Annotated in this window: 14 protein-coding genes; 3 read left to right on the top strand and 11 right to left on the bottom strand. The window is 71.3% G+C overall.

Features of this window, described 5'->3' with window-relative positions:
- Positions 1 to 1,527, top strand: coding sequence for a TerD family protein (locus UK12_RS05640; protein WP_045300215.1), 1,527 nt, complete (start codon positions 1 to 3; stop codon positions 1,525 to 1,527).
- Between the two features lie 109 nt (positions 1,528 to 1,636).
- Positions 1,637 to 2,422: an alpha/beta hydrolase gene (locus UK12_RS05635; protein ID WP_082119342.1), complete on the top strand. Its 786-nt coding sequence runs from the start codon at positions 1,637 to 1,639 to the stop codon at positions 2,420 to 2,422.
- Positions 2,423 to 2,563: 141 nt separating this feature from the next.
- Here UK12_RS05635 and UK12_RS05630 read toward each other — a convergent pair whose 3' ends face one another.
- Positions 2,564 to 3,661 carry an amidase domain-containing protein gene (locus UK12_RS05630; RefSeq protein ID WP_197084593.1) on the bottom strand — a complete coding sequence of 366 codons (1,098 nt, stop codon included), beginning with the start codon at positions 3,659 to 3,661 and terminating at the stop codon, positions 2,564 to 2,566.
- A gap of 137 nt (positions 3,662 to 3,798) precedes the next feature.
- The gene (locus tag UK12_RS40935) at positions 3,799 to 4,392 is read right to left on the bottom strand and encodes a DUF2399 domain-containing protein (RefSeq protein WP_045300213.1); all 594 of its coding nucleotides are present in this window, start codon (positions 4,390 to 4,392) and stop codon (positions 3,799 to 3,801) included.
- A gap of 262 nt (positions 4,393 to 4,654) precedes the next feature.
- Between UK12_RS40935 and UK12_RS05620 the strand changes: the two genes are divergently transcribed.
- Entirely contained in the window at positions 4,655 to 5,710 is a 1,056-nt protein-coding gene (locus UK12_RS05620) for a CorA family divalent cation transporter (RefSeq protein ID WP_045300211.1), read from the top strand.
- Positions 5,711 to 5,829: 119 nt separating this feature from the next.
- Here UK12_RS05620 and UK12_RS05615 read toward each other — a convergent pair whose 3' ends face one another.
- The 9 genes from UK12_RS05615 to UK12_RS05565 form a co-directional block, all read right to left on the bottom strand.
- Complete coding sequence (locus tag UK12_RS05615; RefSeq protein ID WP_052681599.1) at positions 5,830 to 7,746, bottom strand: ricin-type beta-trefoil lectin domain protein; 1,917 nt, start codon at positions 7,744 to 7,746, stop codon at positions 5,830 to 5,832.
- A gap of 922 nt (positions 7,747 to 8,668) precedes the next feature.
- Positions 8,669 to 12,085: a M48 family metallopeptidase gene (locus UK12_RS05600; protein ID WP_045300208.1), complete on the bottom strand. Its 3,417-nt coding sequence runs from the start codon at positions 12,083 to 12,085 to the stop codon at positions 8,669 to 8,671.
- Between the two features lie 56 nt (positions 12,086 to 12,141).
- Positions 12,142 to 12,687: a hypothetical protein gene (locus UK12_RS05595; protein ID WP_045300206.1), complete on the bottom strand. Its 546-nt coding sequence runs from the start codon at positions 12,685 to 12,687 to the stop codon at positions 12,142 to 12,144.
- A 686-nt stretch (positions 12,688 to 13,373) separates the two neighbouring features.
- Entirely contained in the window at positions 13,374 to 14,153 is a 780-nt protein-coding gene (locus UK12_RS05590; protein ID WP_045300293.1) for a thioesterase II family protein, read from the bottom strand.
- 12 nt (positions 14,154 to 14,165) lie between these two features.
- Positions 14,166 to 14,354 carry a hypothetical protein gene (locus UK12_RS05585; RefSeq protein ID WP_045300204.1) on the bottom strand — a complete coding sequence of 63 codons (189 nt, stop codon included), beginning with the start codon at positions 14,352 to 14,354 and terminating at the stop codon, positions 14,166 to 14,168.
- A gap of 46 nt (positions 14,355 to 14,400) precedes the next feature.
- On the bottom strand, positions 14,401 to 15,138 hold the full coding sequence (locus UK12_RS05580) for an SRPBCC family protein (RefSeq protein WP_045300202.1): 738 nt from the start codon (positions 15,136 to 15,138) through the stop codon (positions 14,401 to 14,403).
- A gap of 28 nt (positions 15,139 to 15,166) precedes the next feature.
- Positions 15,167 to 16,471 carry a cytochrome P450 gene (locus UK12_RS05575; RefSeq protein ID WP_082119334.1) on the bottom strand — a complete coding sequence of 435 codons (1,305 nt, stop codon included), beginning with the start codon at positions 16,469 to 16,471 and terminating at the stop codon, positions 15,167 to 15,169.
- Positions 16,472 to 16,481: 10 nt separating this feature from the next.
- Positions 16,482 to 16,697 (bottom strand): MbtH family protein, encoded by a 216-nt coding sequence (locus tag UK12_RS05570; RefSeq protein ID WP_045300201.1) that lies wholly within the window; start codon positions 16,695 to 16,697, stop codon positions 16,482 to 16,484.
- A partial coding sequence (locus tag UK12_RS05565; RefSeq protein ID WP_045300199.1) for a non-ribosomal peptide synthetase occupies positions 16,694 to 22,227 on the bottom strand: 5,534 nt, incomplete at its 5' end. The genes UK12_RS05570 and UK12_RS05565, both read right to left, overlap by 4 nt.

The raw sequence follows: 22,227 nt of genomic DNA, 5'->3' as shown, positions 1-22,227 counted from the left end.
ATGCTGATAGCGAAGGGCGCGAACATCGCGCTGGCCACGACCGGAGTCCGGGTGGAGCTGCACTGGCGCAGCGGGCCCGGCGTCCCCGACGCGGACGCCTCCGCGCTGCTGCTCGCGGGCGGCCGGGTCCGCTCGGACGCCGACTTCGTGTTCTACCACCAGCCGCAGGACGCCTCCGGCGCGGTGCGCCACCTCGGGAAGCAGAGCAGCGGGGACGGCGGCGTGGTCGACACCCTGACGGTCGCCCTGGACGCGCTGGACGCCGTGGTGGAGACCGTGGTGCTGGCGGCGTCCAGCGACGGCGGCTCCTTCGGACAGCTGCCCGGCCTCCAGCTCCGGGTGCTCGACCCGCAGTCCGGCCAGGAGGTGGCGCGGTTCGAGGACACCGGGGCGAGCAGCGAGACCGCCTTCGTGCTCGGGGAGCTGTACCGGCGGGGCGGCGGCTGGAAGTTCCGCGCGGTCGGCCAGGGGTACGACAGTGGGCTGGCGGGGCTGGCCACCGACTACGGGATCAACGTCGACGACGAACCCGCACCGACCGCCGCCCGGCTACCGCCCCCTCCTCCCGCGCCCGCGCCCGTCTCCGCACCGGCGCCCGCACCGGCACCTGCGCCCGCGCCCGAGCCCGAGCCCGAGCCGTTCACGTCGGACGACTTCCTCCTCGCACCCCCGGCAGCTCCGGTCGCTCCCCCGGTCCCGGCCGCTCCCCCCGTTCCTCCCGTACCCGTGCAGCCGCCGGCCCCCGACTTCCCCCAGGCTCCCGCGCCCGCACCCATGCCCGCACCCGTGCCCGCACCCGTGCCCGGCTACCCGCCGGCCCCCACACCGGTGCCCGCGCAGGCGCCCGCACCGGTCAGTCTCAGCAAGATCCACCTCACCGCCAAGGACCCGATGGTCTCCCTGACCAAGCACGGGACCAACGGCGGCATGCTGCGGGTGAACCTCAACTGGGCCCCCGCAGGCTCCCCGCAGGGCTCCGCCGATCCGGGCCGCCAGGGCGGCGGCGGCTGGCTGGCGAAGAAGCTGCGCGCCGCCCTCCAGCCGGGACCCGGAGGCCGGGATCTCGACCTTTCCTGCCTCTGGGAGCTCCAGGACGGGGCCAAGGGCATCATCCAGGCCATCGGCGGGCGGTTCGGCAACCTGTACGGGCCGCCGTACGTGCAGCTGGCCAACGACGACCGCACCGGTTCGGTCGCCACCGGCGAGGACCTCTGGATCAACCTCGACCGGTCCGCCGAGATCCGCCGGCTGCTGGTCTTCGCGCACGACTACAACAACCTCCCGCTCACCGGGCTGAACGGCGTGGCCACGCTCTTCCCCGTCAACGGCCCGACCGTCGAACTGGCCCTGGACGGCTGCGACTTCCCCGCCACCGCCTGCGCCGTCGCACTGCTGGAGAACGACGGGACCGGGCTGGTGGTCCGCCGGGAGGGACGGTACTTCCAGCGCACCCCCGAACTCTCCGTCCACCGGATGATCGACGCCGCCTACGGCTGGAACCTCCAGTGGGGTCACGGAACCAAGTAGCCGCTGCGGAACCTGCGGCCCCGGTCCGCCGTTCGGCGTACAGTGACCGTCCCGGGAGCAGGACGGGACGACGCACGACGGAGCAGGACGGGACCGGGCAGAGGTGGAGATGGCAGCGAGCAGGTCAGGGGCGAACGGACACCAGGCACTGGCCTGGCGGGTGCGGCCGACCGCGCCGGTCGCCGCCGTGCTGGTACTGCACGGCGGCGAGGTGGCGAACGAGGCCCGTCCGGGGCCGGTGAACCTGCCGGGTCTGCGGATGAACGGGTTCGTCCGGGCCGTGGCCGGGGCGACGGCGGGCGCCCAGGTGGCGGTCGGCGTGGTGCGCTACCGCCACCGGGGGTGGAACGGCGAGCGGGCCGACGCGGCACGGGACACCACCGCCGCGCTCTACGACGTCAGCGAGGAGCTGGGCCTGGTCCCGACCGTCCTGATCGGCCACTCGATGGGCGGCCGGGCCGCCCTCCGCGCGGCCGGCCACCCCTGCGTGACCGGCGTGGTCGCCCTCGCGCCGTGGTGCCCGATGGAGGACCCGTACGAGCACCTGAAGGGCTGTCAACTACTCACCCTGCACGGCGATCGCGACCGGACGACCGACCCGGCCGACACCCTCCGCTTCGCCCGCCGGGCCCGTGCGGCGGGCGCCGAGGTCGCCGGGTACACCGTCCACGGCTCGGGTCACACCCTGCTGCGCCGAGCCTCCGACTGGCATCGCGCGACCGCCGGGCTGACCGGCGCCCTGCTCGGCCTGCGCCCGATGCCCATCGACGCCGCCACCGCGCTCGCACTCCGCCAGGACGCCCCCGGCGGCCTCGAACTCCCGCTGCCCAGGCGCATCTCCGTGCCGCCGCCGGTGGCCCCGGACACCCTCCGAACCCGGTCCGTCGCAACCTGAGCGCCTCTTCGGCCGAGGCCCGCCGAGCCGCGCTCAGGTCCCGGCACCAGGCACACGAGGCCGCCGCCTACGAACGCTTGCTCCCCGCCCGTCGTCCGCGCCCGTCACAGACGCGGACGACGGGGGGCATGCCATGGGCTGTCAGGTGCGGTAGGCGTAGAACGCCGCGTTCGGGTTGGACATGACGAGGCTCGCCACCGACCTGCGGTAGGTGTTGGTCGAGTGGTAGGTCACGTACGGCATGCCGCCCAGGCCCAGGTACGTGACGATCATGGAGTGGTTCTTGGAGCCGTCGCGGTCGAAGTCCGCCTGCAGGATGTCCCCGACGCCCAGCTGGTAGACGTTCGCCAGGTTCGACACCCGCTTGCTGGAGAGCGCGAACCAGGACCACTCATCGGCCCCCACCCAGGACCAGCTCTGGGAGTCGGAGCCGGACCACCAGTTGTGGTAGTCCGAGTCCTCGCCGGGGACGTTCTTCCAACCGCCCGCCTTCAGCGCCTGGCTGACGAAGTTGGTGCAATCCCCGCCGGCGCCGTTGAACTGCGGGTAGGCGGGGTTGTACTTGCTCCAGTACTTCTCCGCATAGGCCGCCATGGCCGCGTAGTTGTTCCCACCGCCCGTTGCGGCCTTCGGCTTCGACGCTGCCGGCCAGGAGGTGGCGGCAGGGGTCGCCTCCGGGGGATCGACGTCTGCTGGCTTCGACACGGGCGGGGCGGGCTGGTTGACCGCCGGGACGCCCGAGTCCACGTTCTTGATGCCCGTCAGCTCCCAGTGACCGTGGGACGTTGAGGCGAAGGTCACCATGTGGTGTGCCTGGAAGCCGGTCGTCGCGGGCTCGTCACCGCGGATCTTCTTGTAGGTCAGGGTCGTGGTCTCGGTGACCTCGACGTCGGCACGTCCGCCGCTGACCCGGACCTTGTCCACGGAGACCTTGGTGCTGCCGGCGCTGTACGCCTCCCCCACGACCGCCAGTCGCGCCTTGCGGGTCCGCAGCGAGGAGGACGCGGTGTCCTCGGCCCGCGCCAGGCCGGCCGCCAGACCGACGTGCGCATCGGCTCCCAGGGCGTCGTGCTGCGCCGGGGCCTTGTCCACGAGCGCTGCCGTCCGCTGGGACAGAACGGCCTCGGCCATCCGGTCGAAGGACGCGACGGTCGTCCGGTCCACCGGCCCGGTCGCGCTCGCCGCCGAGGCCGACGGGAGCGCTGCGGCCGACAGCACCGCCGTAACTGCCGCTCCCACAACGGATCTCAATATGGTTCGTCGCACGTGGTTCTCCTCTGACATCCGGTCAGCTCCGACCGGGGAGACGAATCCTCGCATCCTTTCGGGTGTTAATGACAGGAAATCGTCCAAACCGACAATCAGCTGATCGATCATCACTTCGACGGGCGGTCCAGGTCCTCCAGGAGCACGTCGGCGATCACTTCCTCGACCACGGCGACGCGCAGTTCGGCCATCGCGTCGATGAGTGCCGGATCCCACGGTGCGGGAGTCAGCCGGAGGTGCGGACGACCGGCGGGCAGTGCGGGCCGAAGCGCCGGTGGCAGCCCTCGGCCCGTCGGGCACCCTGTCATCGGTGCCGGGGCCAGGACGTTGGGGTAGTCGGGGAGCGTGATGTTCTCGGCGGTTCGACGGGCGATCCTGGCGGCCATGTTCTTTCCCGGCAGGTAGGGCATGACCTTGTAGTGGCGGTTGAGGGCCGAGGCCATCAAGCGGCTGTCGGGAACCATGAGTTTCGCGACGCCGTCGCCCATCTTCCGGCAGCCGGTCGCGTACTCGCGCAGCTGCTCCTGGCAGCGGGCGTAGGCGATGCGGTGGTCGCCGTCCGCGGCGGCCGGGTCGACCTCCTCGGCCAGCCGGTCGGCGGAGACCACCTCACCGGGGCGGACCGGCAGCAGCGCCGGCAGCGCTCGGCGGGCCGGTCCGCCGAGCGGAACCTCGGCCCCGTCGTCGCGCCATGCCTGCCCCACCGGCCCCGACCCGCCCCGCACCGTCCTCGTCCTCGGCACCCCCTGACCGACGGCGCGTGCCGCTCTCCGACCGTGACGTTCTCCAACGGAGGCGACAACCGGAAGCGGAACGACGTCCCGGCACGCCCGGAGCGGACGCCCGGACCCGCCGTGGGGCGGGTCCGGCCGAATCGGAGGAGCATCTATTGCTGTGAGTCCACGGCGCGCTACGCCACCGGCGGGGCGAGACGCGGCACGGTCGGCCGGGCGTGAGGAGGAAGCCATGATCGTCGACTGCGCGCACTACCGCGACGGACGCCGTCAGCACGAGGGCCTCATGCCGCTGGAGGAGGCGGCCTCGCGCTGCGCGCAGGGCGGGTTCGTCTGGTTGGGCATGTTCGAGCCGGGCCCCGAGGAACTGGTCAGAGTACGTGAGAGCTTCGGACTGCACGAACTCGCCGTCGAGGATGCCCAGGCCTTCCACCTGCGGCCGAAGGCCGAGCAGTACGAGGACGGCACCGAGCTGATCATCCTGCGCACCGCACGCTACGACGACGAGCGCGAGGAGATCGACACCGGCGAGATCAGTGTCTTCCTCGCCGAACACTTCGTGATCACCGTCCGCCAGGGCATCGCCAGCGAGCTGGCCGGCGCCCGCAGCCGGCTCGAACGCCGCCCCGAACTGTTGCGGACCGGCAGCGTCTCGACACTGTGGGCGATCTTCGACCAGGTGATCGACAGCTACGCGCCCGTCGTCGCCGAACTCGAACGCGACATCGAGCAGATCGAGGCCACGGTGTTCTCCGGCACGGTCGCTCCTACCGAACGGATCTACTTCCTGCGCCGTGAGGCCACCGACTTCTACCGCGCCGTGCACCCGCTGCTCGCCGTGCTCGCCCGGCGGCTCCAGCCCAGCAGGTCACCGACCGAACTCCTGCCGTACTTCCGCGACGTGCACGACCATCTCCTGCTGGTCAACGAGGAGGTCGCCGCCCAACGCGACCTGCTGGCCACCGTCCTGGAAGCGAACATCGCGGTGATCTCGGTCGAGCAGAACAGGATCAATCTCCGGCAGAGCGCCACGATGGAGCGGCTCACGATCCTCGCGACCGTGTTCCTCCCGCTGTCCTTCGTGGTGGGCTTCTTCGGGCAGAACTTCGACTGGCTGATCCGGCACATCAGCAGCCTCACGGCGTTCCTCGTTCTCGGCGTCGGCTTCCTGTTGCTGCCGTGCCTGCTGCTCTACATCTGGCTGCACCGACGGCGCGGCCACCCGGCACCGCCGATGCCGGAGGTGAACAGCGCCGTCCAGCACACTCCGAGACCCTCCGTGGAGTGAGAACGGCGCACCCGGAGGCCGGAGCGCTGCTGGCAGCCCTCGGTCCGCCGACCAGGCTGTCACCGTACCGGGCCCCGGCCGGGAGGGCCCGGTACGGTGACCGGGCCCCTGGTCGAGGTCTACTGCCAGGCGTCGTTGACCGTGGCCGCGTAGCGGTCGTTGTTCGTCAGCGGGTTGAGGCCGAGTGCGCCGTCGATGGTGCGCAGCAGGCCGTACTGGTCGGTGCGCTGGCTCGACTGGTAGCCGGTCTTGACGGTGTTCTGCGAGCCGAGCAGCAGAGTCGGGATCCGGTTGGGGTAGCCCGGGCCGTAGGCCTTGGTCGCGCCCTCGTCCCAGGTCAGGATCAGCAACGAGCGCTGGGTGGTCCACGCGGGCGAGTTGAGGATGGTCGGCAGGGTCTGCTTGAGCCAGTTGTCGCCGGCGGTGGTGCCGCAGGCCTCCATGTCATTGCAGTCGTCGGCGGCGAACCAGGCGAAGTTCGGGGTGGTCGCCGTGGACCGCAGGTCGGCGGTCATCTGGGTGAGCGGCTGCATGTGCGCCTGGCAGTAGGCGGCGTTGCTCTTCATGTTCTGGAAGTAGTAGAACGGTGCGTCGTCCGGCGCGTAGTAGCCGTGGCTCGACGTGTCGCAGTTGCCGTTCGCGCCGTCCAGGTACTCCTTCCAGGTCTTGCCGGCCTGTTCCACCGAGTTGCCCAGGTGCGGGGCGTTGATGGTGGTGGTCGAGACGCTGTTGTCGGTCAGCCCGTACAGGCCGCCCCCGGCCAGTGCGACGTAGTTCGGGTCGCTCGGGTGGGTGGTGGCGAACGCCTTGGTCAGAGAAGTCGCCTGCGGGAGCAGGCTGTTGATGTACGGGGCCTGCGACGTGTTGCCGATGATGTTCTCGTAGTTCTCGTTCTCCATGTAGACCAGGAAGACGTGGTCATAGCCGGGAACCGAGTTGACCGGAGCGGTCAGTACCGGGGTCGGCACCGCCGTGGTCAGGGTGAGCGAGAGGTTGTCGGCGTATCCGTCGGTGGTGTTGCCGGCCGTCCAGGTGAAGGCCAGGTCGACCTTGATCGAGCGGGTGCCGGCCGGGACCGTGCCGGTGGCCGTACGCTGCAGGAGCGCGGTGCTCAGACCTCGGTCGGTGCTGGTCACCGGGGCGATCTGGGCGGTGGAGAGGGTGGCGCCGGCGGCGTTCAGGAAGGTGGCGTTCAGGCCGACCCGGTCGTTCTGTGCGGCGTAGCCGCCGAGCCAGCCGGAGAGGTTGTAGCCGACGGTACCGGTGTCGATCGACTGCGCGGCTGCCGAGACGTCGACGCCCTGGGAGAGACCGGAGTTACCGGTGGCTCCGCCGGCGAAGAACGCGGTCCCGCGGCCGGTCGGGCCCGGGGTGCTCGCGTCGGGGTAGCCGCTGGCGCCGTAGCAGACCAGGTTCGGCATGCCGCTGGTGATCGTCCAGCCCGGGACGGTCATGCCGTCCAGGCCGTTGGGCGAGCAGATCGCGACGGACTCGGCACCCGGGTCGACCAGCAGGTTGTCGCTGCTGGTGGAGCCGGCGGCCGGGACGGTCCACTGCTGGTTGGCCTGGCCGCTGCCGCAGGTCCACAGATCGATCCGGGTGCCATCGGTGGAGCTGCCGCCGAAGGCGTCCAGGCAGAGGCCGGAGACCGGGTTGACCAGCGTGGTCCCCCGCACCGCCCACTGCTGGCGGCCCTGGCCGTTGCAGGTGTACAGGTCGGCGTAGGTGCCCGCGGCGGTGCCACCGGCGGTGGCGTCCAGGCACTTGCCGAGCGTACGGATGGTGCCGTCACCCGGCAGGGTCCAGGTCTGGTTGTCCGCGCCGGTGCAGTGCCACAGGATGATCTGGTTGCCGTCGGCGGTGCCGGCACCGGAGTCGTCCAGACACTTGCCGGCCAGGCCGGTGATCGGGCCCGACACGACGGCGGCCTGCGCGGCCGGGGCCACCGCGAAGGCGCCGACCAGGGCGACCAGACAGGAGATGACCGCCGTCAGGGCTGTGGCGCGGACGCGCCCGGGAAGTCTGCGCAGTGGCATGGCGAAGCCTCTCGATACATGGATCGGGGAGCACGGGACAGAGTCGCGCGAGGGTGGGGCGGTGACATGCTGAGGAGCAGACCTGTATAGCCAACAGCGCTGAAGCAGCCGGAGTATGACGATCAGGCGGACCTTGGGTACGAAGTTGTCCGAACGAGCGCCCCGCCGCAAGAGCCGACTCGGGTGGTTTCCGCACTCCTCCCTGGCAAACGCCGCTCGACTCGCAGCCCCGGCTGTCGCGTCACACGGCACCAGCCCGGTCGCGGCGCGCCAACTACCGTCCGTGGAGCGCCCGATGGGCGGCGATCAGGTCCCGGTACCAGCGTGACTGAGCGTTTTAGTTGGCGGGTGAGCGCGAGAGCGGACAGGGTAGTGCCCCCTTGCGGTTCTGATCGTCGGATTTCTGGTGATTCTGGTGCTTTAGCGGCCACTTTGCAGGTGTCCTGAAGGCATGGTCTCTCCGGACGCCGATTCAGCGGACACTAGCCCTGTCTGGTCGCACTCGTGCGCGATCGATGATCCTTTGCCCACCGCGTGTCCGCTGCTGCTCCAGCCCGGCTCTCCAGCGATCCTCGGTGGCGCACCGGCGCGTGGCAATGAATCTGGCACTGCCGTTCGGGGACGCTTCGTGGATCTACCCGGCGGGGAGGTCCTGATAGGCGAGGTGCGGCAGCTGTTCGATGACCTGGACGAGGAGAATCAGCGCCGGGCCCGATGCCGGCTGGCGCCTATGGAGGAGGCTGAGAAGGGCTTTCGTTCCGGAAGTTCCCTTTGGTCCGGGCCCGGTGAGCCCCGCCCTCAGTTCGACACCGAGCGCCCGACACTGACCGAGCGTCGAGAGGCCAAAGCCGCTGGACTGAGGGCCTTCCAGCAGAGGATGCACAGTTCCTGATGCTCGATCAGGTGAGCTTCCGCACGCGGTTCATCCACCGCCGGCGGCCGTGATACTGCTGGTCAGTTGGCGAGTGACGGTCTCGACTGTGGGTGTCTGAGAGAGTTCGTCCGGGGACGGCGCGACGATGTCTACGTTGTAGATGTGTGTACCGTCGAGCGCCATCAGTTGCTTGCTGTACACCTCATCTTCTGCGAACTTTCCGACTAGGTCCATGCAGAGCGCGGCTTGGCCGATCCCGGGCGGCGAGGACGGGTCGGTGAGCGTGTAGCGCATGGGGGTCGCGGGTCCGAGGCCGTAGTTGAGCGTCTCGCCGCTGGAGCATCCGCGTAGTGTCGCGGACATCTCCTCGTATGTTTGCGAAGCGGTGGCGGTCGAGTCGAACTCGTACACCGCCTGGGTGTAGTAGAGACCGTTCGGGGCCAGCGCCGTCGCCTCGGCGTAGCTCGTCTCACCGAAGCCCTCGTTGCCGCCGGTGCCGACCAGCTCCTGGCATGGCGCGGTCGCGCGGAACCTCGGCGTTTTGGGTTCGGGGCTGGTGCTGCTGTTCTGCTCGGTCTGGGCTAGCATCTGGAAGTCTTTGCCGAATGCCGTGGACGGCAACAGCGCTCCCTGCAGTTGTAGCCCGGACAGCCGTGAGGCGACAGGCGCGCTCGGCTTCGGGATGGGCGTGCCGACGGTGGACTCCTCAGCGGTGACCCAGGTGAGGACCGAGTCGAGGGCGCTCGTCGCCTGCCGGAGGTCCTCCACTCCTGTGACGACGGTGGCGCTGTCGTTCTGGTCCAGGCCGCTCAGGCAGTCCTGACTGCTCTTTGCCACCATCGTGGTGAAGGTCTGCCAGCTTGGCTCGACCCGAGGGTCCGGGGTGGGGAAGTAGTCGCTTGCGTCCTTCCCGAGCTTTCCGAACGCGACGCAGACCGACCGGAGTTGAGACAGAGTGTCACTGTCCGATGCGTTACTTGCACCCGAGATGGCACGCAGCCGACCGAGGTCGGCGTTGTAACGGAGAACCAGGTCCCGCCCGCCCAGGCTGTACCAGGCGTCCGCCTGGTCCGACGCCTGAGCGGCGAGTACTGGGTTGGCGGAAGGGTTCGCGTCCTGCCCGGCTGCACTGTTGCCCTGGGGTTCCGGGAGTATCAGAACGGATGCGGGAACCCCGATCGCCGCAGCGCACACCACCCCTACAGCCAGGCGGCGGGCGAGCAGCCCCCGGAGCTCTTTCCTGGGCGACGGAGGGATCGCGGAGCGTGTCCATCGCCGTAGCAGCCGCCGGACCACGGACGTGACGGCGGCCGAGGCGATGGCCACAATAGTGGCGAGGACAAGAAGGCTGCTCAGGAGGTACTGGAGGCCCTGCCAGATCGCGGCCGGTCTCCATTCGCAAGCAGTCGTGAACGTGCTGAGGGCCGGGATGCAGCCGTCCGACGCGGTCAGCGCCCACATTCCGCCGTAGCCCGCCAGCACCGCGATCTGGGCTGCGACGAGCGCGGCGATCAGCGGGTAGCGGCGGACGAGCAGGCTCGCTGCGACGGCCGCGACCGCGACTCCCGCCAGGATGGCGGCGGACACCCAGCCCTGGAACAGGATGCCGCCGGTGAGCCCTAGGGCCGACGGCTGCCAGGTGTGCATGTAGGCTTTCACGCCCGCGACAGCGGCCCAGCACAGAACTCCGCCGAACAGTCCGGCGAGCAGTGCGCGACGGAGCGCCGGCAGCGGGTCGCCTTGGACATCGGTCTCGGTGGTTCCCTGGACAGCACGGCGGACCCAGGTCCTGGGTTGGGGGCGAACCGCCCAGGCCAGCACGGGCACCACCCACAGCACGGCGACTGCCGGCAGCGCCAGCGGAACAGCGGTGGCGGTGGTTAGCAGTGACACCGCGACCTCGGTCACGGCGTAGGTTGTGGTGTGCTGCCCGGTGGGATCCACCAGGCTCGATTCGTTTCCTGGGCCAAGCGGGTGGGACAGCAGGCCCTGCTCGTTCGCGAGGATCACACCGGGGCCCTGCCACCACCAGAACCACGCGCACAACGCCAGGCAGGCCCCTGTAAGAACCAGCACCATCGGCGGGTGGATCGTCCGCCCGCGCCAGACAGTGGCCCACAGGTGCGCGCACTGGGCGACCCACCAGGCGAACGCCATGCCCGCGAGCACGACCAGCAGCACGACGACAGGCTCGCCGGGCAGCCACTGGAATGTCGCGATCCGGTTCGCGAACATCTCCCCGACCGTCATCCCGATGCCGAGCCACAAGCCAGCTCGTGCACCGGAGAACCGACGTCGCTCGGTCAGCAACCGGTGGACCACCGCACGCCACGAGGCGACCCCCACGACCCCGGTGATCAGTGCGGCGGGCACGAGCGCCATCGCCAGGTTCGATGCCCACTGAGTCGCCAGGCCGTACTCACCCGTTATAAGCCACAGCTGGGCGTTGACCTGCACAGCGGCGGTCCCCGTCAGGAACATCGGCAGCGCGGGCACCTCGAACACCAACGCCGAGTCGGCCAGCGCTTCTCTACGCAGATCCCACCGTGGGTGCGTGCGCCAGAGTTCGCTGAACCCACGCCATGCGCGGGTCAGCACCCGCGCGGTCGGCGCCGGTGCGACGGCACCCCAGATGTGCGGGTCCGCCCCCCATCGGGCGGCGGCAAGGTCAGCATGGAACTCCCGGTTGCGCAGCACATCCGATCGCGCGAGATAGACGACCACCGTCATGAGCACCGGGAGCACGAGGGCGCGCCACGTCGGCAGGCCGATCTGATACGGCTGCGGCTTCTGTACGAACGCGGTGAGGATGAGTACCCCGAAGCCCGCCGCATAGGGAAGGAGCACAGCAGCGATGAACACCCGCCACAGGGCGACCGTCGCGTAGGCGAGAGTCACGTCACCGTTGCGGATGTGGGCCAGCTCGTGCAGCAGTACCGCCTCGAAATCCTGCGGTGCCACGGTCCTTCGGGCTAGCAGGCCACCGTGCAGGCACACTGTCGGCCGACGATTGCGCCCGAACACCACGGCGCCGGTCGAGGCGGCGCACGGATCCACTACAACCCGCGGCACCCGCTCCAACCCGGCCACCGCTGCCAGTTGTTCCAGCTGACGCAGGATCCGTCCGTCGTGGTCCACCGCCGCCAGGGGGATAACCCGGTTGCGCCGTGTCTTCCAGACCGGAAGGGCGAGGAACAGGCCACTGGCCAGGACCAACAGGATGACGGGCGCCACCGGGGAGGCCCACCCGGGCAGCAGCACATGATGGGCGATGCAGGCTCGGTAGGCAGCGCTTCGAGTGATCTCGGCGGAAGGCGACTCGTTGACGCTACCACCGGCCGCATAAAGGCACTCGGAGCCCTCATCGAGTCCGGCGGCGGCGAGGGCCAGTCGCAGCATCGAGCTGCTACTCGCGAGCATTAGGACGAGCAGCAACGCGAAACGCGTCGTCGTGCCGGCCACCATCGCACGTTCGTCCAGTCTTGGCCGAGGATGCACTGTGGTCATCCCGCACCCCGGCTCTAGCTCGGGGTGCCGGCGCCGGTCGGACCGGACGGTCCCTGCGGATCCGGATCTGCCGCTGCGAGCGCCAATCTGGCCACCACCGCGTCAGCGATGGCTTCGGCACGCGCCGCCTCCAGACCTCGGTGGGACGCGGTCTCCAGCACCCGCTCGCGCACCTCGGCGAGTTGGGCAGGAGTTAGAGGGGGCACGACTACCGGTGCAGTCGGCCTGCGCAAGACCTTGCGAAGCATGGCACGGCCGCCCTTGACCGCAGCGTCAGACGCGGTTTCCGCGAGCTTCTTGGCCGTCTCGTCCAGAGCCAGCCACACCACCGGTGTCACCAGGGTCACGATCTCACCCAGGCCGAACCCTAGCGGCTCCCGTCGCCCACCCTGTGGGCGCAACCTCCGAACTGCCGTGGCGTCGTCGAAGCGAGCCAGCCCGTCCACCAGGACCAACTCCGTCGGAGCGATCTCGGCCACCACGTCGCGGACCACGTCCCGCACCTTGAGCTGCCCGTCGATGTTGGCCTGGTGCTTGGATGAAGTTGCTTCAGAGACCATCTGCGCCCCCCGCGCGACTCGTCACGCTATGAACGAACGCGACACGCCAGAATGTTAGCGCCTCAACTCTGCGCCTGACACCTTCTCGGATCAGCTTGTGACCCTCCCCCGCAACATAGAGGCCGTGACTGTCGGGGGAGTTGGGATTCCCGGCAGAGATGAGACTGAAGTTCGACCCCGGCTGTCACGTCCACGACCAACTGGCTACGTAGGCGAACTCAACGACACCGATCCCTACGATGGGAGGGCCTGGACACCTCGCGCTCCAGCGGCGGGTCCTGGGCATGCTCAGCCCCGACCACCCCGCAGAGGAGTCCGCCCGTTACTTCACCAATGTGCACCTCACCGGCGCTCTAGTGATTGCGACCTGGCCTCTCGGAGCTTCTCGGGGCGACCACCCGACGACTCGCGCCGCGACCATGATGCTGGCCGAACGTCGACGGCTGGAGGCGCACCTACGTCGAGCAACTCGCGGCCACCCTCGACCGCCAGTGCTCAACCCGCCAAGCACAACGCTCACCCGCCAACTAAAACGCTCAGTCACAACCAGACGTACCGCGCCCTCGGGGTACGGCGCCGCATCCCAGTTGAAGTGGACGAGGCCGAAGCTCCCACTGAAGCGACCCGTCGGACGTCCCGCCGCATCAGCGGCTCGGCCGGGCAGACGCCGGGCCGAGCCGCCGCGTTCACGCGAGGCGGGCGGTGATGTCCGCCAGCAGGTCGGACTCGGACGACGCCAGGTAGAAGTGGCCGCCCGGGAAGGAGCGGTAATCGAAACCGCCGGGGCCGGTCAGTTCGGACCAGGCACGCATGCCGTCCGGCGGGCAGTGGGGGTCGCTGTCCCCGGCGTACGCGACGACGGGTGAGCGCAGGGGTCGTGGCTGCCGGGGGCGGTAGGTCTCGATGAGCCGGTAGTCGGCGCGCAGCGCCGGAAGGACCAGTTCTCGCAGCTCCGGGTCGTCGTAGACCTCCGATCCGGGGCCGCCCAGTTGCCGGACCGCCGCGATCAGCGTCTCGTCGTCGGTGGTGTGCAGGCCGGTGCGGGCGGCGTGGTGCGGGGCGGCGCGGCCGGAGACCAGCAGGCGGGTGGGGGCGAGGCCGCGACTGTCCAGCCGCAGCGCGACCTCATAGGCCACCGACGAACCCATGCTGTGGCCGAACAGCGCCAACGGCCGGTCGAGGTAGGCGTCCAGGGCCGAGTGGATGTCGTCCGCGAGGGACGGCAGGTCCGGGGCGAAGGGGGCCAGCAACCGGTTCTGTCTCCCCGGGTAGCGGACCGCCAGGAGCTCGATGTCGGCGGGCAGCAGGGCGGGCCAGCTCTCGAAGAACTGGGCGGAGCCGCCGGCGTGCGGAAAGCAGACCAGGCGGAGCCTCGGCTGCCGTGCTCGTCGGTGGACGCGGAACCATACCTTCGGGTCGCTCCGGCCGGGCGGCGCGCCGGACGCCCGGACGGTCGTTGTCGCCACCTGCTCCACCGGCTACCACCGGCCGTGCGGCAGCGAGGAGTTGAGCTTGGAGCTGAGCGCCGACAGGAACACCGGGAGCCTGTCCACGGCGGTCCTGGGAACGGGCGTGGTCTGCACGGTGTCGCGCATCAGGTCCTGCACCACGAGCTTGTAGCTGCCGCCCTGCTCGATGAGTTCGGCGGTGTAGAGCAGTGTCTCCATCGGAGGTCCTTCGGTGTTCGGTCGTTCGTCGGCGTCGGAAGCGGGGCTAAGCACCGTTGAGCCAGGTGGTCCAGGCCTGCACGGCCCGCTGCTCGTCCGCGTCCTTGGCGAAGAAGTGGTGGCCCAGCCAGATCGGCCAGTTCCAGGAGCTGCCGTCGAAGAACCGGTACAGCGCGTCCGGACCGCGCAGGCCGACGAAGTCGCGGCTGAGGTAGTCCACGACCACGTCCGCCCGGGCGCCGTCCCCGCTCGGAGGTTCGAGCGACAGCCGGTCGCCGACGGCCGTGTCGTCGTCCAGGCCGAGGCGTCGGCGCAGGGCGGCGAACTCGGCCGGGTCCGAGGTCGGTTCGGGCCTGGCGGCCTTGACGTAGACGGCGGGGCGGCCGGCGAAGTGCGTGAGGTACTCGGCCAGGCTGTGCTGGTAGAAGCCGACGTGCTTCTCGGCCGCGTCGGCCTTGGTGTCCCAGCCCTCGTCGACCACGCCCTCGTGTACCCAGTGGATGCCCATCCGCAGCCGGCTCGTCCCGCCGTCGCCCGGCTCGATGTGGTAGCTGAGCGTGTTGGAGAAGCCGCCGTCCAGGGTGGCCCGGACGGCGAAGCGTCGCGGTGGCTCCCACTCCACGACGGTGCCTCCGCCGCGGGTGACCGCCCCGCCGACGCGCGGTTCGACCTCCATGGGGTACAGCCAGCCGAGGTTGCCGACCCCGGTGGCAACGGCCTGCCAGACCTGCTCGGGTGCGACGGGCAGGTCCTGCTCCCGGCGCACCTGGAACTCCCGGGCCATGGTCAAACTCCTTTGCGGTGGTGAGGTGTCAGTAGGTGAGCGGCAGAGCGTCGAGCCGCCGCTGAAGCGGGTTGGGCTTCCACTGGAGGGCCGACTCGTCGGCGAGCCGCAGGTGCGGAAGCCGGCGGGCCAGGGTGCCGATGGCCACCTCGGCCTGGAGCTTGGCCAGCGGGCCGCCGAGGCAGAAGTGCGGGCCGTTGCCGAAGCTCAGATGCCGGTTGCCGGCCCGCGCCAGGTCGAGGCGGTCCGGATCGTCGAAGCGGTCGGGGTCTCGGTTGGTCGCGCCGAGGAAGAGGTACACCAGCTCGCCCTCGCGCAGGGCCAGCCCACCGATCGGAAGGTCCTCGGCGACGACCCGGACGATCGCCTGGGTCGGCGTGTCGTAGCGGGCCAGTTCCTCGACGGCGGTCCGGATCAGCGCCGGGTCCTCGTGCAGCCGGGCCAGTTGGTCGGGGTGGCGCAGCAGAGCGAGGGTGCTGTTGCCGATCAGGTGGGTGGTCGTCTCGTCGCCGGCGGTGATGAGGACGAAGCAGGTGGACAGGATCTCCGCGGTGGTGAGCCGGTCGTCCTGCGCCTGCGCCGCGACCAGGGCGCTGATCAGGTCCTCACCGGGATCGGTCCGACGTCGGCGGACGAGTTCCGCGAGGTACTCCTCGTACTCGTCGATCACCGCCTCGGACTTGTCGATGTCCTCGGTCAGCCTGCTGAGTCGGCTGAACCAGGTCTTGACCTGCGGGCGGTCCTCGGGCGGGATGCCGAACAGCTCGCAGACCACGGCGAGCGGCAGCGGGGAGGCGACCGCCTCCAGCAGGTCCATGGCCGGTCCGGCCGCGACGGCCTCGTCGACCAGCCCGTCGACGATCCTCTGCACGCCCGCGCGCAGGGCTTCGACCCGCCGGGCGGTGAACGCCCGGTTCGCCAGCTTGCGCAGTCGGGCGTGGTCCGGCGGGTCGGTGTTGGTCATCACCCGGCCGAGCCGGTCGGTGAGCCGGCCGAGGGCCTTCAGGTCGCCGCCGAGCGTCCCGTAGGCGCGGGTCATCCGGTCCCGGTCGTTGGACAGCCGGAAGTCGCCCAGGGCCGCGTCGACATCGGCATACCGGGTGAGGTACCAGATGCCCTGGGCGCTGCGGTGGACCGGGCTCTCGCGCCGCATGCGGGCGTAGAACGGATACGGGTCCCGGCGGGCCTCGGGCGTGTTCAGCTCCGCGGCGAGGTCGGCGACCGCGGCGGGCCCGGCGACGTCGGCGGCCCCGGCCGGGTCCGCGCCGGGGCGGGCCTCGGCCGGGGCGGCGGCGCCGGGGGCGGCGCCGCCGAGGGTGTCGGTGGAGGTCACGTCGGCCGCGCTACCGCTGGGCTGCCATGGCGTCGACGAGGCTCTGGGGCCGCATGTCGGTCCAGTTCCGCTCGACGTGGTCGAGGCAGGCGGCGTGGGTGTCGGGACCGTGGACGACGGTCCAGCCTGCGGGGACGTCCGCGAACTGCGGCCACAGCGAGTGTTGGTTCTCCTCGTTGACGAGCACGAGGAAGGTGCCGTCCTGGTCGTCGAAGGGGTTGCTCATCGGTCAGTCCTCCTGGTGGGGGTGGGGTTGTCGCCGGTGGCCTCGGCGAGCCGGGCGGCCAGGATCGGTCCGATCTGGGCCAAGGAACCCGGCTGGGTCATCCGGTCGTGGCGGGTGGTGATGTCGTGCGATTCGACCCGTCCGGCGATGTAGCGCTGCCAGATGCCGGCGCCGGCCGAGTCGTCGGTGCGGTCGATCGTGGAGTTGAACAGCAGCAGGTCTCCGTCGAACCGGCTCGGGGCGTGGTCGACCGCGAGCCTGGCGTTGTTGATCATGATCCGGACGACGGCCTCGATGCGCTGCTCGTCCAGGCCGGCCAGGGCGCTGCCGCGCCGGCCGAGGATCTCGGCGACCTCGGCGTAGTCCAGCGACTCGTCGCCCAGCTCGTCCGGGTCGCAGTCCAGGATGCCGACGAGGACGTCCCGTTCACTGGGCACGGGCACCTCCTCGAAGCGGACGTCCTGCACCGGGTAGGCGTCGAGGATCGCCAGCACGTCGGTCCGCTCCCCACGGGCCTGGAACTCGCAGGCGATCGCGTGGGCGATCAGCCCGCCGGCGGACCAGCCGAGCAGCCGGTAGGGGCCGTCGGGCCGGACCTTGCGGATCTGGTCGGCGTAGTCGGCCGCCATCTCCTCGTACGAGGCCGGCAGGTCCTCGGGCCGGGCGAGGCCGCGCGCCTGGATCGCGTACACCGGGTGGTCCGGGCCGATGTGGTTCAGCAGTCCGGAGTAGGACCAGCTGATGCCGCCGCCGGGGTGGATGCAGAACAGCGGCGGGCGGCTGCCCGTCGGCCGCAGGGGGAGCACGACGTCGAAGGCGTCCTCGGGGTCGTTCACGGCCAGCCGGTCGGCGAGACCGGCCACGGTGGGCGCCTCGAACAGGGTGCGCAGGCCCACCTGGACGCCGAGCGTCTCGCGGACGCGGGAGACCAGGCGGGCGGCCAGCAGCGAGTGCCCGCCCAGGTCGAAGAAGCCGTCGTCGATGTGGACCCGGTCCCGGCCGAGGATCTCGGCGAACAGGGCGCACAGCAGTTGCTCCTGCGGCGTGCGGGGGCCGCGGCCGGTGCCCGCCGCGTCGTACTCGGGTGCCGGGAGGGCGGCCCGGTCCAGCTTCCCGTTGGCGGTCAGCGGCAGCCGGTCGAGGGTGACGAACGCCGACGGCACCATGTACTCGGGCAGTTCGCGGCCGAGCCGGTGGGGCAGTTCGCCGGGCTCGACGGCACCCTCGGACTCGGGGACCAGGTAGGCGACCAGCCGCCGGTCGCCCGGCCGGTCCTCGCGGGCGACGACGGCCGCCTGCGCGACACCCGGGCACCCGGCGAGGACGGCCTCGACCTCGCCGGGCTCGATCCGGAAGCCGCGCAGCTTGACCTGGTCGTCGGCGCGGCCGGCGAACTCCAGGGTGCCGTCGGGCAGCCACCGGGCGAGGTCGCCGGTGCGGTACATCCGCGCTCCCGCGGGCCCGTACGGGTCCGCGGTGAACCGCTCCGCCGTCAGGCCGGGCCGGCCCAGGTAGCCCCGGGCCACGCCCGCCCCGGCCAGGTACAGCTCTCCGGCCACGCCCGGCGGCACCGGCCGCAGTCCCGCGTCGAGCACGTACGCCCGCATGTTCGCCATCGGCCGGCCGATCGGCACGGTCGCGGCGGAATCCGGGAGGGCGCGGACCCGGTGGTGGGCGCCGAAGGTCGTGGTCTCGGTCGGGCCGTAGCCGTTGACCACCGCGAGGCCGGGGCAGGCCGCCAGCACCCGGGCGACGGCCGCCGGCGGCACCACGTCGCCGCCGGTCCACAGCTCGCGGACCCCGGTGAGCAGCCCCGGCCGTTCCTCGGCCACCAAGCGGAACAGGCCGGCGGTCAGCCAGAGCCCGGTCACCCCGTGGTCGGTGACCGCGCCCTGGAGCAGGTCGAGATCGAGCCGGCCGGGCGGTGCCACGACGACCCGGCCGCCGCCGAGCAGCGGCACCCACAGCTCGTAGGTCGAGGCGTCGAAGGCCGTCGGCGAGTGCAGCAGCACCCGCTCGTGGCCGCCCTCGCGCCAGCACGGGGCCAGCGCCAGCGCCGCCACGTCACGGTGGGTGACACCCACCCCCTTCGGTCGGCCGGTCGAGCCGGAGGTGTACATCACGTAGGCCAACTGCCGTGGGTCACAGCCGACTTCCGGGTCGGAGTCGTCGGGTTCGGCCTGGCTCAGGGCGGTCAGCACATCCTCGGTCAGTACCAGCGCCGCCCCGGTCTCCCGGACGATCAGGTCGATCCGGGAGGACGGGAACCGCGGGTCGAGCGGCACATAGGCACCGCCCGCCTTGACGATCGCCAGGATCGCCACGACCAGCTCCGCCGAACGCTCCACCAGCACCGCCACGGGGGTTTCCGGCTGGACACCCTGGCCGATCAGCGCCCGCGCCAGGCGGTTGGCCCGCAGGTCGAGCTCCCGGTAGGTGAGTTCGGTACCGCCCGCGACGACCGCCACCGCGTCCGGCGTGGCCCGCACCCGGCGGGCGAACAGCTCCGGCAGGCCGGCCTCCGGCAGCTCGGCGTCGGTCCGGTTGAACTCGTCCAGCAGCCGGTGGCGTTCCTCGCCGGACAGGATGTCGATCCGGCCGATCGGCCGGTCCGGGTCGGCGGTCGCCGCGCGCAGCAGCCGCGCCCAGCGGGCGAACAGCAGCTCCACGGTGCCCGGGTCGAACAGGTCGGTCGCGTACTCCACCGCGCCCAACACGCCCGCCGGGCTGCCGTCCGCGCCGTACTGCTCCACCAGGCTGACGGTCAGGTCGACCCGCGCGGTGCCGGTCGGGGCCTCCAGGTGGCCGGTCTCCAACCCGGGCAGGCTGAACTCGCCCACCGGGGCGTTCTGCAGGGCGAGCATGACCTGGAACAACGGGTGGTGCGCCAGCGACCGGGCCGGGTTGACCACCTCGACCAGGTACTCGAACGGCACGTCCTGGTGGGCGTAGGCGGCCAGCGCCTTCTGCCGCACCCGGCCGAGCAGTTCCGCGAAGCCGGGGTCACCGCTGGTGTCGGTGCGCAGCACCAGGGTGTTGACGAAGAACCCGACGAGCTCGTCCAGCGCCTGGTCGGTGCGCCCGGCGATCGGGCTGCCGATCGGGATGTCGTCACCGGCGCCGAGCCGGGTGAGCAGCGCGGCGAGGCCCGCCTGGAGCACCATGAACATGCTGGCGCCGTGCGCGGTGGCCAGGTTCCGCAGGTCCCGGTGCAGGTCGGCGTCCAGCCGGACCTCGATCCGGCCGCCCCGCTGCGAGGCCTCGGCCGGGCGCGGCCGGTCGGCGGGCAGCTGCACCTGGTCGGGCAGGCCGGACAACTCCCCCTTCCAGTAGGTGAGTTGCCGGGCGAACAGGCTGCCTCGGTCGGCGGCGTCGCCGAGCAGGTCGCGCTGCCACAGGGTGTAGTCGGCGTACTGGACCGGCAGCGGCGACCACTGCGGCGCCTCGCCCCGGCAACGGGCCGCGTAGGCGGCCGCGAGATCGCGGGAGAGCGGGCCCATCGACCAGCCGTCGCCGGCGATGTGGTGCACCACGACCAGCAGGACGTGCCGGTCCGGAGCGAGCGCGAACAGCTCTGCCCGGATCGGCGGTTCGGCGGCCAGGTCGAAGCCGCGCCGGGCCCCCTCGGCCAGCCGCTCGGACAGCCGGTTCTCGTCGACTTCGGTCACCGTCAGGTCCGGGCACGTGTCGGCCTCGCCCAGCACGAGCTGGTAGGGAACGCCGTCCGCCTCCCGGAGCACCGTGCGCAGGCTTTCGTGCCGGGCGGTCACGTCCGCGAGTGCGGCCCGCAACGCATCCTGGTCGAGCCGACCGGTCAGGCTCAGCGCGAGCGGCATGTTGTACGTGGCACCGGGCCCGTCCATGCGGTGCAGGAACCAGAGGCGGCGTTGCGCGAAGGACAGCGGGATCCGCTCCGGCCGCGGCCGGGCGGTCAGCGCGGGCCGCGCCGTGACGAAGCCGTCGAGGCGGGCTGCCAGCCCGGCCACGGTCGGGGTCTCGAACAGCGTCCGCACCTCCAGCTCGGCGCCGAAGGTCGCCCGGACCCGGGAGGCCAGGCGGGTCGCCAGCAGCGAGTGCCCGCCGAGGTCGAAGAAACTGTCCTCGACGCCGACCTGGGCGAGCCCGAGCACGTCGGCGAACAGCCCTGCGAGCAGCTGCTCCTGCGGGGTGCGCGGCGCCCTCCCGGCTCCGGCCGTCCCCAGGTCGGGGGCGGGCAGGGCACGCCGGTCGAGCTTTCCGCTGGCGGTCAGCGGCAGCGCGTCGAGGACGACGAAGGCCGAGGGCACGAGGTAGTCGGGCAGCCGCTCGCGGAGCCGCTCTCGGAGTTCATCGATGAGGGCGCCCGTGCCGCGGCTCCCGGTCGGGCGGTTGGTGAGGGAGGACAGCGCTCGGCCGGTGTCCCGGACCGGCCGGTGGGGTTCGGCCGGAGAGTCCTGGTGCGGTCCGGCGAACACGACGTCCACGGCGTCGGGAGCGGTGGCCGACCAGGTGACGACCGCGCGCCGGCCGAGCTCGTCCCCGAGGGCATGGAAGTCCTCCGGGTCGGGCAGGCCGTCGTCGTCCGGGGCGTGCAGCCGGTCCAGCAGCTGCGTGAGCGGAACGTCCCCGCTCTGCACGGCCCGGGCCAGGGCCGTCTCGCGCGCCACGCGACGGTTCGGCACCCCGGTGATCCGCACCGGGCCGCAGTCCTGCCGCGCGAGGAGTCCGCGCAGGCCCGGCAGGCCGTCCACGTCCCGGCCCCAGTCCAGTTCGGACGTCTCCACCGAGGCTGCCCGGGCGGCCGGGTGCTTGCGCAGCGTGACGTCGTACCGGTAGCGGCTCAGCTCGTTGTGGTGCCGGCCGCGCTTGACCTCCACCGTGACGGCGCCGATGTCCGTGCCGCGTTCGCGCAGGACGGTGAAGAGGTCCGGGTCGACCAGGAGTTCCTTCTCGACCAGGAGGGACTGTTCGACGGCTCGGCGCACCGTCGGCAGATCGGTGCCGTCGGCGGCCCGGTGCAGTTGGACGGCGGTGGCCAGCGGGCGCAGCAGCCGCAGGTTGCGGACGTCGCCGACGAAGAGGGCGCCGCCGGGGGTGAGCAGCCGCATCAGCCGCTCGACCACCTCGGCGAGGTAGTCGGCGGACGGGAAGTACTGCACCACCGAGTTCAGCACGATGGTGTCGAACGATCCGGCGGGCAGCCCGTCGGTGTCGTGCGCCGGGCGGGTCCGCAGCACGACGCGGTCGGCCAGGCCGTCCTGCCGGGCCACCTGGGCGGCCAGTGCGTCGATCGCGGTGGCGGAGAAGTCGGTCGCCCAGTAGGACTCGCAGTGCGGTGCGGCCTGCGACAGGAGCAGGCCGGTACCGACGCCGACCTCCAGCACCCGGCGGGGGCGCAGGGCCAGGATGCGTGCCACCGTGGCGTCCCGCCACTCCCGCATCTGTTCGACCGGGATCGGGCTCGCGTCGTAACTGCTGTTCCAGCCGACGAAGTTCTGGCCGAAGACGGTCTCCTCGGGGGTGATCGGCAGGGCATCGTAGATGTCCCGCC

Source organism: Saccharothrix sp. ST-888 (genome assembly GCF_000955975.1).
GTDB lineage: Bacteria > Actinomycetota > Actinomycetes > Streptomycetales > Streptomycetaceae > Kitasatospora.
Note: the sequence above shows the minus strand (reverse complement) of the source record. Positions and strands in the feature narration are given on the sequence as shown.